Annotated in this window: 7 protein-coding genes; 6 read left to right on the plus strand and 1 reads right to left on the minus strand. The window is 38.9% G+C overall.

Annotated elements, in window-relative coordinates; all coding sequences use genetic code 11:
* The first annotated feature begins 86 nt into the window (after positions 1 to 86).
* A complete protein-coding gene (locus IV512_RS19005) occupies positions 87 to 395 on the plus strand; it encodes a DUF3467 domain-containing protein (RefSeq protein ID WP_209406233.1) in 309 nt (102 codons plus the stop codon).
* 62 nt (positions 396 to 457) lie between these two features.
* On the opposite strand, the gene IV512_RS19010 is transcribed toward IV512_RS19005, so the two are convergent.
* On the minus strand, positions 458 to 2,047 hold the full coding sequence (locus IV512_RS19010; protein WP_209406235.1) for a peptide chain release factor 3: 1,590 nt from the start codon (positions 2,045 to 2,047) through the stop codon (positions 458 to 460).
* A 392-nt stretch (positions 2,048 to 2,439) separates the two neighbouring features.
* Here IV512_RS19010 and IV512_RS19015 point away from each other — a divergent pair, with 392 nt between their 5' ends.
* The 5 genes from IV512_RS19015 to IV512_RS19035 all read left to right on the plus strand — a co-directional run.
* Positions 2,440 to 5,511: a gliding motility-associated C-terminal domain-containing protein gene (locus IV512_RS19015; protein WP_209406237.1), complete on the plus strand. Its 3,072-nt coding sequence runs from the start codon at positions 2,440 to 2,442 to the stop codon at positions 5,509 to 5,511.
* Between the two features lie 15 nt (positions 5,512 to 5,526).
* Complete coding sequence (locus tag IV512_RS19020; protein ID WP_209406239.1) at positions 5,527 to 6,486, plus strand: type IX secretion system membrane protein PorP/SprF; 960 nt, start codon at positions 5,527 to 5,529, stop codon at positions 6,484 to 6,486.
* 11 nt (positions 6,487 to 6,497) lie between these two features.
* Entirely contained in the window at positions 6,498 to 8,447 is a 1,950-nt protein-coding gene (locus tag IV512_RS19025) for an OmpA family protein (RefSeq protein WP_209406241.1), read from the plus strand.
* Between the two features lie 296 nt (positions 8,448 to 8,743).
* Positions 8,744 to 13,174, plus strand: a complete 4,431-nt coding sequence (locus tag IV512_RS19030; RefSeq protein ID WP_245224963.1) for a Calx-beta domain-containing protein — start codon at positions 8,744 to 8,746, stop codon at positions 13,172 to 13,174.
* A 543-nt stretch (positions 13,175 to 13,717) separates the two neighbouring features.
* On the plus strand, positions 13,718 to 14,536 hold an 819-nt coding region (locus IV512_RS19035; RefSeq protein ID WP_209406244.1), incomplete at its 3' end, for a hypothetical protein.

Here is a 14,536-nt window from a genome sequence, read left to right on the forward strand (position 1 = left end):
ATCAACAAGAACCGAGAAGCTGGTTGAATTGGGGCATTTTGTCTTGTTCATCAGCTACTTGGTTCTTTTTTTGTCATATATCTCTTATGAGCGATAAAGAAAAACAAAAACAAATCAATATAGAATTAGATGAGAAGACAGCCGAAGGAATCTATTCCAATCTGGCCATCATCAATCATTCTGTATCCGAGTTTGTGGTAGATTTTATCAGTATCATGCCAGGCGCTCCAAAAGCTAAAGTGAAGAGTCGCATTGTTCTTACGCCTCAGCATGCCAAGAAGTTTTTAAAAGCTTTGAACGATAATGTTCAACGATTTGAGAAAGCCCATGGTAAAATTAAAGATTATGAGCAAACACCTATTCCTATTAATTTCGGACCAACGGGAGAAGCTTAAACAAAAGCCCGCTATTATTTCAATAGCGGGCTTTTTTATTTTTTGAGTGTGCCCTGTTCAGATTAATCGAACTCCGAAACGAAATGAAATTTTATGGTAGGGTACTTTTGTTGGGTCATTTGTAATGAAAATTGGGAATCGGCTAAAAACACCAATTGACCTTTTTTATCCTTGGCAAGAAATTTTTGTTTCACTCTTTGAAATTCTTTGAACTCATCATTTTTAGGGTCTTCCGGTTCTACCCAACAAGCTTTGTGCACAGGAAAGTTTTCATAACTACATTTTGCTCCATATTCGTGTTCCAATCGGTATTGAATAACTTCAAACTGTAGGGCGCCTACCGTTCCGATAACTTTTCTTCCGTTCATTTCCAAGGTAAATAATTGAGCTACACCTTCGTCCATCAGCTGGTCAATACCTTTATAAAGCTGCTTAGACTTCATAGGATCGGCATTATTAATATATCTAAAATGTTCGGGTGAAAAACTTGGTATGCCCTTATAATGTAGCTCTTCCCCTTGGGTCAAGGTGTCTCCGATCTTAAAGTTACCGGTATCATGAAGACCAACGATATCCCCGGGATAGGATATATCTACGATTTCCTTCTTTTCAGCAAAAAAGGCATTGGGGCTTGAAAATTTCAGGTTTTTGTTTTGCCGAACGTGAAGGTAAGGTTTGTTGCGCTCAAAGGTACCCGAAACGATTTTTATAAATGCCAGCCTGTCACGGTGTTTTGGGTCCATATTAGCATGTATTTTAAAAACGAAGCCTGTCATTTCCTTCTCGTTAGCCTCAACTACACGCTCTTCCGCTTTCTTAGCGCGTGGTGATGGTGCAATCTCAATAAAACAGTCTAGTAGTTCGCGAACACCAAAATTGTTTAATGCCGAGCCGAAAAAAACGGGTTGCTGTATACCGTTTAGGTAACTCTCTTTATCGAAGTCTGGGTACACTCCGCGAACTAATTCAATATTATCACGTAACTCTTCCGCTGCACTGTTTCCGATAATTTTTTCTAGTTCGGGGCTATCAACGTCATCAAAAGCAATTGTTTCTTCAATATTCTTTTTACTATCGCCACTGAAAAGGTTAATATTCTTTTCATATATATTATAGATGCCCTTAAAGTCGTAACCCATGCCAATTGGAAAACTTAGTGGGGTAACCGAGAGTCCTAATTTTTGTTCTAAATCATCTAAAAGATCAAAGGCATCTTTACCCTCTCTATCTAGTTTATTGATAAAAACGATCATAGGTATATTGCGCATGCGACAGACTTCTACCAATTTTTCTGTCTGCTCTTCGACTCCTTTTGCAACATCAACAACAACTATTACACTATCGACCGCAGTAAGAGTTCTAAAAGTGTCTTCGGCAAAATCTTTATGGCCAGGTGTGTCTAGAATATTGATTTTCTTGTCTTTATAAATAAAAGCCAAAACAGATGTAGCCACCGAAATACCACGCTGTCTTTCGATTTCCATGAAATCGCTTGTTGCCGATTTCTTAATTTTATTGTTCTTTACAGCACCGGCTTCTTGAATGGCTCCACCGAACAAAAGCAATTTTTCGGTAAGGGTTGTTTTACCTGCATCAGGGTGGGAGATTATGCCGAAAGTTCTTCTTCTTTGAATTTGGTCTTTAAAACTCATGTGGAAAATTTGCGCAAAAATACGTCTAAAAATACAATTGAAGCGTAATTAACTTAATGCTTTAATGAGTCGATTAAGTATGGTTTTGAGCTTTATTTATATTTCATTTTTTATTTGCTTGTCACATTTAACAATACGTTCTAAAAAAAGCTGTTGAAGTTTTGTTTGTCGATAAAAATGCAAGTTCGTAGAGTGAGTGAATTACCTTACAATACCCTTTAACGAGTAATTGTGTGTTTAAAAGATTATCTACCTTATATCGTCTGAAAACAATTTGATGATCTAAATTTTAACTATATCTTGCATCAAGATTTATTAGAGGTTCCCACTTCTTATCCTACTCACAAATTCCTACATGCCATGGTGCTTAGTTGAATTGAAACTAATCATTTATGGAAAAAATTACTTCTTTCGCGCTTACAAGAAAAGTAAAGCAGACTTATATTCTTGTCTTTGCGTTTTTAATTTCTGGACTGACTCAATCGTTTGGAACGGATGATCATGGTTCGTCAAAACATATGAAGCCCGAGTTGGTTTCTACTAGTATGATCAACACCTATGACGGATGCCCGGTTCGGGAAATGCGCGAACTTCGAACATCTGATTTTGGTTTTGCAGATGGGGTAACAGATGGCAGTTTGAACGCTTCTGATGTTGATATTAGTTCAAAATGGGGTTTGCCTGCCGGAAGTGTTCTTGTTACCGTTGAAGGGGCGAGTTCTAAAAGTTCTCTTCAGTTGTTCGAGGTGAACAAAGATTTACCGGCTACTTTTCGTTTTTCAGGTTCAGTTCCAGTTTTGGTGGTGGCAGAACATTCCGCTAGGGTAGATGGCAATCATCGTGATGGTATTGAAGCTCTTGATGGTGTCGAATACGTACAAACGGCTAGTCTACCCGCGGGTATTATTGCTGGACAAAATGGAAATGACTATTACGTAGAAAATACCACACCAAGCCCTATCTATGGTCCGAATAGGTTTTCTTGGGAATCGCAGGCACCGGTGAGCGATATTATGTTCTATACCACCTCGAGTTTTCCGATAAATGGAATTAGAGTATGGTTAGTACCGATTGTATGTGTCGATACTGATGGCGATGGTGTTAACGACAATGTCGATTTGGATGATGATAATGATGGTATTTTAGATAGTGTTGAAGACCCCAATCTCGATGGTGACAATGATCCACTGACCGACCCATATGATTCAGATGGAGATGGATACCCGAATCATTTGGATATTGACTCTGATAATGATGGAATACCCGATAATGTAGAAGCTCAGACTACGAGCGGTTATATTGCACCTAACGACGATACTGCTAGTGAGTACGCAGCAAATAATGGTGTTAATTCCGCTTACCCCACAGGGTTGACTCCAGTTAATACTGACGGTTTAGATAATGAAGATTATTTGGATGATGATAGTGATAATGATGGTGTGCCCGATAATAACGAAGGCAACGATTTTAATTTTGACGGTGTTCCTAATCAAGTTGCTACTGGTCTTGATTCTGATCAAGATGGTCTGGATGATGGCTTTGAAGGAAATGATGTAAACGATGGTTTTGATGTTAATGACGAAATTAACGATCCAGCCAATGATCTACCGGACACTGACGGTACTGAAGATGTAAATTATAGAGATTTTGATGACGATGGTGATGGAATAGACACACCTGATGAAGACGCGGACAATGATAGTGATCCAACAAATGACGATGAAGATGAAGATGGTACACCTGATTATTTGGATCCCAAAGAAGATCCCGAAAAAGATACCGATGGTGATGGGGTGCCCGATGTTACCGATTTAGATGATGACAATGATGGGATTTTAGATACAGACGAAGACCCAAATCTTGATGGGGATAATGATCCACTAACGAATCCGCTTGATACTGATGGCGATGGATATCCGAATCACTTGGATATCGATTCTGATAATGATGGAATTCCGGATAATATTGAAGCTCAGACAACCGACGGTTATATTGCACCTAACGAAGATGATGAGGCGACCTACATTGAAAATGATGGTCTAAACTCGGCATATCCTGATGGAATAACTCCTGTCAACACAGACGGTGAAGATACCGAAGACTATATAGACCTAGATAGTGATAATGACTTAGTACCCGATAACAACGAGGGTAACGATTTTGATTATGACGGTCTTCCAGACCAAACTTATACGGGGCTAGACGCTGACGGCGATGGTCTTGATGATGGGTATGAAGGCGCTGATGTAAACGACGGTTTTGATGTGAATGATGAAATCAATGACCCTGCTAACGATTTGCCGGATACCGATGGCACAGAAGATGTGAATTACCGAGATTTTGATGATGATGGTGATGGTATAGATACCCCTGATGAAGATGGCGATCAAGATGGTGACCCTACTAATGACGATAGCGATGAAGATGGTACCCCCGATTATTTAGACCCAGATAGCAGCCCTACACCTGAAACCGATACCGATGGCGATGGTGTTCCAGACTCTGTTGATCTTGATGATGATAATGATGGTATTTTAGATACCGTAGAAGATCCAAATTGGGATGGTGATAATGATCCTAATACTAACCCATGGGATACAGATGGCGATGGGTACCCAAATCACTTGGATATCGATTCAGATAATGACGGAATACCTGATAATGTAGAAGCTCAGACAACTGACGGTTATATTGCACCAAATGAAGATGATGCTGAGACCTATGCTGCTAATGATGGTTTGAACTCAGCTTACCCTAATGGACTTACTCCTGTGAATACCGATGGAGCTGATGATGAAGACTATAGAGATTTAGATAGTGATAATGATTTAGTGCCTGATAACAACGAGGGTAATGATTTCGATTATGATGGTATACCAGACCAAATTTACACTGGTATAGACTCTGATGGTGACGGTCTCGACGATGGCTATGAAGGTGCTGATGTAAACGATGGTTTTGATGTCAATGACGAAATTGATGATCCTGCCAATGATTTGCCTGATACCGATGGTACAGAAGATGTAAACTACCGTGACTTTGACGACGATGGTGATGGTGTAGATACACCTAACGAAGATTTGAACAATGATGGTAATCCTACCAATGATGACGGTGACGCAGATGGTACACCATCTTATTTAGATCCTTCTGAAACAACCGAAATTGTAGTAATGCAGATGGTAACACCTAATGGTGATGGTAAGAATGAATTTTTATGGATCGAGAATGTAGATAAGGCTTTAGATAACTCTTTGCGAATTTTCAATAGATGGGGTGTTGAAGTTTATCATGGTGAAGATTACAATAACCAAAACAATGTATTCGACGGACGCTCGAAGGGTAGGACTACCGTAAGTGTCGGGGATTATTTACCGGCAGGAGTATATTTTTATATCTTTGACTATAATACGGTAGATAGCAGAAGCATTACAGATAGAGGGTACATCTACATTAGTAAATAATCATCAGAAAACCTTATGGCAATAAACAAGAGCCTTTTTGCATCGTTATTCTTATTTATAGTTTTTTGGAATGATGCTTGGGCACAACAAGACGCCCAGTATACTCAATACATGTACAATACCATGAGTGTAAACCCTGCTTATGCAGGTTCTCGGGGTCAGTTAAGTGTAGCTGCTTTATACCGCTCACAGTGGGTAGGTTTAGACGGAGCTCCTGAAACCTGGACGGTTAATTTGCATTCGCCCATTAGAAACAGTAAAGTGGGTTATGGCATTTCAATCGTTAACGACAAGATAGGTGAAGGTACTATTCAAGAAACTTATATTGATGCCTTGGTCTCTTACACAATTGATGTTTCCTTAAAGGGTAAAATGTCTTTTGGTCTGAAATTAGGTGGTAATTTACTTAATTTAGATTTTGAACAGTTAAGGCAGAGACCAGGTTTTGAAGAATCTACCAATACTGACAATATCGAAAATAAGTTTTCGCCAAATGTAGGTTTAGGGTTGTATTATCACACCGATAAGTTTTATGCTGGCCTATCGGCTCCTAATCTTTTAGAGACCGAACACTTTGATGGGTCTACGAGCGATGCCAATGATATCGATTTTCTTTCCCAGGATCGTATCAATTTTTATTTGATTACTGGTTATGTATTTGATCTGAACGACAACCTTAAATTCAAACCGGCATTACTCAGCAAGGTAGTTGGCGGTGCACCCTTACAAGTAGATATCTCGACCACCTTTCTATTCGCCGAGAAATTCTCTTTAGGCGCAGCCTATCGATGGGATGCCGCTATAAGTGGTCTGGCAGGTTTTCAAATAACCGACCAGATTATGTTAGGGTTGGCGTATGACTCTGAAACTACCTCTTTGGGAGACACCCAATTTAATAGTGGGTCTTTCGAGGTTTTCCTTCGATGGGAATTGGTTAAGTCTTTTGAAAAATTAGTTTCTCCCCGATTCTTCTAAACCGTTGTGCTATGATGAAAAAATTACACATACTGGTTACTTTATTCATTTTATCTGGCTTGAGTTGCTATGCCCAAGACAAACCGGATAGATTGGTAACCAAAGCCAATGAAAAATATGATGAATATTCTTTTAGACCGGCTATAGATATTTTTAAAAAAGTATTGGATAGAGGCTACACTTCGGCCGATTTACTGAAAAAATTAGGTAACTCGTATTACTTTAACGCTAACTATGAAGATGCAGCGAATACTTATAAGAGACTGGTTAATGAGTATTCAGAAGATGTAACGCCCCAGTATTATTTTAGGTACGCACAATCTCTAAAGACTCTTGAGGAGTATGAAGCTTCAAATGAGGTAATGGCAAAGTTTACCGAGAGTACCTCCGATGACGTTAGAGCCTCTACCTATAAAGAAGAAAGAAATTACCTAGAAGAAATTAAACGCAATTCCGGAAGGTACAATGTAACCCCATTTCAGTACAATTCTCCTTATTCCGATTTTGCTCCTACCTTTTATAAAGAGGGACTTCTTTTTTCTTCGGATAGGGATACGGGAAATTTTGCTCGTTATCGTCATACTTGGAATTCGAAAGACTTTCTAGACCTTTATAAGGTAAACTCCGACAGTGTGTCGACCAATCTCGTAGTCAAGCTCGGAGATCATGTGAATACAAGATTACATGAATCGACCACGGCGATTAATAAAGCAGGTACGGTTCTGTATTTTACAAGAAATAATTATAAGGAGGGGAAATATGTGAAAGACGGTGAGGGCATAATCCGATTGAAGATTTTTAGGGCTACCATTAATGAAGAGGGCATGTGGGCTAACATTGAAGAATTGCCTTTCAATGGTGATGACTATTCCGTTGCCCACCCAGCTTTAAGTGCAGATGAGAATATATTATATTTCGCATCTGATATGCCCGGTACATTGGGTGAATCAGATATATTTCGAGTTTCTATCGAAGAAGATGGCAGTTTCGGAACACCTGAAAATTTAGGTGATGTAATCAATACCGAAGCGAGGGAAACCTTTCCGTTTGTATCGAGTGAAGATGTATTGTATTTCTCTTCAGATGGGCATCCGGGTTTAGGTGGGCTTGATGTATTTGCTACTAAAATTGCTAACGACAAGTTTGATGGCACGGTCATGAATGTCGGCGAACCTATAAATGGTCGGTTAGACGACTTTACCTTTATTTTTGACGAAGAGACTAGAAAAGGTTACTTCGCATCGAACCGGTCAGAAGGTCAAGGGGCAGATGATATTTATTCTTTCATTGAATCAAAAGCTTTGGTACTCGATTGTCAACAAAAGGTGAGTGGTAACGTTAGAGACAAGTTATCGAATGAGGTATTGGTCGGGGCTACAGTAAAGGTAATCGATGAAAACAATGATGAGATTTTAACTGCCATCACAGATGCTCAGGGCAAGTATGAACTAGTACTTGACTGTAGTCAGGGTAATTTTGTAAGGGCAATGACTGAGGGGTATATTCCGGCAGAGGAATATTTGGGCAAATCAGACGGCACGCCTAAGACCATCGACTTTTTGTTGGAGCGTAACACGGTTAGTGCAGGGTTTGGAGATGATTTAGCAAAATTGTTACAATTAAGTACCATATACTTTGATTTTGATAAATATAATATTAGAAAAGATTCTGAAATTGAAGTTGAGAAGGTGATTGCCGCTATGGAAAAATTTCCAAGTTTGAAAATTAAGGTGAACTCTCATACCGATAGTAGAGGTAAAGATGCCTACAATCTCTGGCTATCACAAAAAAGAGCAGAATCAACAGTTCAATATATGATATCTAAGGGCATCTCAAAAGAGCGCTTACAAAGCGAAGGCTATGGTGAGACAAAATTGCTTAATAATTGCGATAATGGCACAAAATGTGCAGAGGAACAGCATCAATTAAATAGGCGCTCCGAATTTATTATTATGGAGTAATCGTAATTGTATTATTAAAAGAGGGCAACGAATTTAATTCGTTGCCCTCTTTTTGGTTTTACCAAAACTGTTCAGCCGTATAGCCTCGATGAAATGCACATATTTCTTTTCTCCTAGACTTTTTAAAAGTCGTAGACCTTGCCAAAGTGGCCACTTATATATACAATTGGTATGGTTGACAACAAATATTTCAGCTTACTAGCTCTTACAAATACCTTTGTTAGGTTAATAGGATAGATGTATCCCAATTGTTACATGCAAGTAAAATGGTAGGTTTTAAGATCAAATTCTTATTTATGTTTTCGGTGATGCTGACTTCTTTTCAGCTCTTCGCACAAGAAACCTATTTAGATACTTTTAGCAATACCTCTTACGCTAACAATAATGGATCACAGAACTTTAGTTCAAATTGGGTAGAACAAAATGATAATAATTCAGCCTTTAATGGTAGAATTAGAATTACGGGCGGAAGACTACGTTTTCGAAATTTAGATTCCGGGTGGATCTATCGTTTCGTACCCCTTGCCGGTGCCACATCTGCAACCATGACGTTAAATTATGATGCAAATTCTGCAGGGGGTGAAGCTCTTGATGTTTACATTTATAATGCCGACAATAACAATTGGAATTTTATTCAAAGAATAAACAATGGTACCGGGACTATTTCCTACGATTTGACTGCTGCCGAAATAGCCTCTAATCCAGCGGTAATATTCTACCGTGCAGACAATCAATGGGGTGATAATGATACGATTTATATAGATAATGTACAGTTTAGTGCTGTGTATCCCGCAGAGCTACAGGTGAATAATGTATCCGTTGACGAAGATGCGGGTACGGCCACTTTTACGGTAACTCATATTGGTGGTAATACGGCAGGGGCATTTAGCGTAAATTATACCACTACTGATATTTCAGCATTGGCGGGTCAAGATTACACCACCACGACGGGAACATTGAATTTTAATGGGAATGCCAATGATACCGAGACCATTACTGTTCCTATTACCGATGACTCTATTTTTGAAGGAGATGAAACTTTTAGAATATCGTTTACCTCTTCGACCAATGCAAATGTAGACATTTCCGATACAGCTACCGGAACTATTTTGGCAAATGATGCTTTGATTATTACCGATGGTCAATCGGTAACCTCATGTGATGATATTTTTTTAGATTCCGGAGGTATTAATAATTATTCGGATAACGAAGATATTGTTTACACCATTTGTCCTGATGCGGCAAATAACTATTTGCAAATAGATTTTACTCAATTTGATGTTATACCAGGTGATATTCTAAGAATTTACGACGGCAATAGTACCGGGGCTGCGTTAATAGGGCAGTACGATAATGATAATATACCCACTCAGGTGTTCGCCACTAATACCAACGGATGTTTGACTTTTAGGTTTACATCTAATAATAATACGACTGGTAATGGGTGGCAGGCCAATGTTAGTTGTTCACCACCCGGGCCAAAAATTGTAGTTGACGATGTGTATGTTGACGAAGATGCAGGTAGTGCTATATTTACGGTTACTCATGTAAGAGATCGTCATGGTAGAAATACTTTACTAGGCTTTTTTCATGAGCCCTTTACCGTTAACTATACCGTTTATGATGGTACGGCAACCAATGGTAGCGATTATATTACAGTGAACGGAACACTAACCTTTGACGGGCGTGTAGGTGATATTCAAACATTTTCTGTACCCATTATAAATGATGGGGTGCCAGAATTGGTAGAATTTTTTACGGTTGGTTTTGATGGGGCTGTAGCTGACAATGGAACTGTAGATTATAGTGATACCGCTAGTGGCTTTATCAATTCACAGATTTTGGCAAACGACCCACTGACTTTATTTCAAGAGTTTGATGGTTATTTCGATTACTCTACCACGGGTGGAACACTCAGAACAAACGATAACAATACTGACCCTTGTTCTATTACCACTTCTTCTTCAAATACTTTGATAGCTCCAATACCTAATACGGGTACAATAAAGCGTGCATATTTATATTGGGCACATTCGAGTAACGTGGTAGATGGTACCGTAACATTCGAGGGACAAACGGTAAATGCCAATTTTCAATATCAGACAACACTTACGAACAGAAATTTTTATGGCTATGTAAGTGATGTAACCGACATAGTCAATGGCGTAGCCGATCCGTCTACCAATGTTTTTGATTTTAGTGATTTGGATGTTGACAATACGGGTAATTATTGTTCCACAGCAACTGTTCTTGGTGGGTGGACACTATTTGTGTTTTATGAAGATCCTAGTTTACCTGCCGTAAATATTAATTTATATCAAGGTTTTGACGGTTTAAGTAATGAAGGCACGTCTTTTACTCTAGATAGCTTTTATGCTATTGCAGGGGCAGGGGCAAAAGCTTCGTTTTTGTCATGGGAAGGAGATTCTACGCTAGATGGTAATAGTTCAGGTACCACAAACCCTAATGGTGAACGTCTTTCAATTACCAATCAGGCAAATCAAGATTTTATTTTGGCAAATGATGGAGGACAAACAGGAAATAATGCCTACAATTCAACAATGTATGACAATACAGTATCACCAGATTATAACGATACATCAACATACGGTGTAGATTTAGATACGTATGATATATCTACTTATGTTTCTCCCGGTGATTCAGAAGTTACCGCGAATGTTGATGTGGGGCAAGATTTTGTTATTTCTGCCGCCGTGGTCCTAAAGGTGCCATCTAACCTGATTGCGGGTACCGTGTTTGAAGATATAAATTACGGAGGTGGTCAAGGTAGAAATATGTCAGCTGCAAATGGTGTTGGTATACCTAGTGCCATTGTAGAACTCTATGAAAATGATGGAACTTTTGTAAGAAGAACAAACTCTAATGTAAGTGGTGATTATAGCTTTGGTGGTATGGCAGATGGCGATTACTATATCAAAGTAGTAAACTCTACGGTTAGATCAACACGAGATAATGGAATCAATTGTACCACATGTGTACCTGTACAGACATTTCGAAGTTATGGAGATGCTACCAATAATATTGAAGTTTTAAATGAAATTGGAGGTGCTGACCCTACGGCATTTTCCGATGCTGCTCTTGGTGTGTTTAACGGATCTCTGAGTTTGTCAGAAGTTAGCATAGCGAGTAGTGGGGTCGCGAACATTGACTTTGGTTTTAATTTTAATACCATTGTCAATACCAACGAATTTGGGCAGGGAACATTGGAACAGTTCATTTTAAATAGTAATACTTTAGGTGAAACAGGTCTTGATATCGAAGCTAATAGCATTTTTGATCCTGCACCGGGCGAAGATGTATCTATTTTTATGATACCTCCATCAGGTGATAGTTTAGGCAGAACGGCTGACGCAAATTATAATGCTTCAGGCTATTTTGATATTGCGATAGATAATTCTAACACTCTAACTAACATTACCGGTACAAATACGATAATAGACGGTAGAACCCAAACAGCTTACTCTGGTAATACAAATACTGGAACAGTAGGTGCTGGTGGCTCTTCAGTCGGTATATCGAATACGACCTTACCGAATTATGAAAGACCTGAAATTCAAGTTCATCGTAACGAAGGTGATTTAATAGACCTTAATGGCAATAATGTAACTATTAGAAACTTATCAGTTTATGCAAACAACAATGCAGGCGTAAGGGTATTAGGAGGCACTGCAATAGTATCTAATTCTATTTTAGGAGCAAATGCACTAGGTGCATCCTCTGGAAATATCGATTATGGTGTTGAGGTTACTGGGGGAAATGCATCCATATCATCGAATTATATTTCGTCAAACACTGACGCCGGTATTTTAATCGATGGAGGAGATGCCAGTACTATTCAATTTAACCATTTGACAGCTAACGGAAATACCGCCTGTTCTGATAATATTCTTATTCTTGACGGAAGCAATATAAATATTGAAGAAAATCTAATTGAGAATGCGGGGGCCTCGGGCATTGAAATAGATAATGTGAACGGAGTACAAATTTCAAACAATAATATCTCAAGTTCAGGTCAAAATGGAGGTAATTGTACTGGTGATTATGAAGGCATGGGTATCATTGTAAATGGTAGTGATGCGAATATTAACCAAAACCTGATTTTTTCAAACGGAGGTGAAGGTATTGTGGTAACTAATGGAAATACTAACACTATCAGTCAAAATTCAATATTTGCGAATGGTACAAACGCACCAAGTTTAGGTATCGACCTAAATCGTGACGGTGTTACTCTAAATGACAATGGAGATGGTGATAGTGGCCCGAACGGCTTAAACAATTTCCCTATAATATCCGGAGCCTATATTAGCGGAACCAATTTTATTGTTGAAGGGTGGAGTAGACCTGGCGCTACGATTGAAGTATTTCTGACCGATATTAGTGAAGGTACTGCAACGGCAGGTGATAATCAATTTACATTTACTACGGACTACGGTGAAGGACAAGAATATCTTGGAAGCTTTATCGAGGGTAGTGCAAATGATTCTAACTCACAATCTTCAAGCTACGATGATGTAGATGGCAACACAGATAATACGAATAAGTTTAAATTTAGCATTCCCCTGCCAAGTGGTGCCGCATTTGGTAAATTTGTAACTGCTACTGCTACTATTGCGAACACCACTTCAGAGTTCTCTCCGCAAAGTGTTATTAAGGCGTATACGCTTATAACTAATAGGCGTATTACGTACAGGGTTAAAAAACAATAAATTTTTGTCGGTAGTCCTATAGACCGAACATGATAAAACACTTAATTTTAAGAAGCGTTTTACGATAACGTTATAGTGAATAATCATTGAATATTTCTTCCGTTAACACAATCCTTTAATCCGATTTTCGACACACTTAATCCTTTCCAATTAATTGATATACTTAGGCTTATCGATGAATGAATATGTGCCAAACTTCAATATTTAATACCTATACATTGCATTTGTTGGGTTATACAACAAATATTTTCAAGCGAGGTCTCTTAGTTTAATTTTGTAGAGTGCAATTGTGTCTTCTTCATAATGAGAGATCAGGTGTACCCCAAAGCTTAAATTACTTAACCGAACATTTACCTGGTTCTAACCAAACCAAAAATAGCAAGTGCTTTATCACTTCATTAGTTAAATAGACCTAAAGAGGTTTATTCTCCGGATAAGATTTCTGCTTTAATTTTTTTGAATAGATAATTTATTCAGTGCGCTATTTGAGCACATGATTATACAACCAGTATGAGCAATACTAAATTTATTAGCATAAAGGTTATGAAAAAGCTAGTCACTTTTGCCGCTTTGGTATTATACTCCGGAGTAATGATGGCGCAAACTACCGTTACCTTAGAAGACCAATGTAATTGCGAAGTATTAAGTGGAACCGATGTGACCGCTCCGGGAATGACTACTCCGGCAGGCGCCGATATTGGTGATGTGTATGTAAATACCGATACGGGTACAATTTATTTCTGGGATGGTGATTCATGGGAGTTGACTTCTTCTGATGATCAGCAACTTCAAGGCTTTAACTATGATAATACTTCAGGCGAGCTTTCTCTTACTTTAGAAAATGGAGGGACAACAACGGTCATTCTTCCTATAGAATCCATAACAACATTAACAGGAACCGCAGCGCTTGGAAACGCAATTGGATTGTACGAAAACGAAAACGGAGATGTAGTTACAATTAATGAGACGATCACTTCAATATCTGATTTAGGCGATGGAAACGTCACCTTGGTCAACGAAGAGGGCAACAGCGTTACAGTGGCCAAGTCCGATATTACCGATTTGGGTGGCGGCGTTTATGAGTTCACCAACGGAGACGGAAGCAATGTAACGATCGACACCAACGGAATGTCGATTTCGAACGTTGTGGCCGGTTCACGTATCGCCACGGTTACCGAGGCCGATGGTTCTACCACCGATATCAATGAAACCGTTACCGATATCACCGGAACCTCCAATAGCGGAAACGAAATCGGTCTGTATAGAAAGGAAGACGGCAGTACCGTTTCCATTCAAGAGAGTATTGTAAGAATAGAGGATACGGGCGATGGAAACGTTACCTTGGTCAATGAAGAGGGCAAC

The sequence above is a fragment of the Pseudozobellia sp. WGM2 genome (assembly GCF_017810075.1).
GTDB lineage: Bacteria > Bacteroidota > Bacteroidia > Flavobacteriales > Flavobacteriaceae > JADNYK01.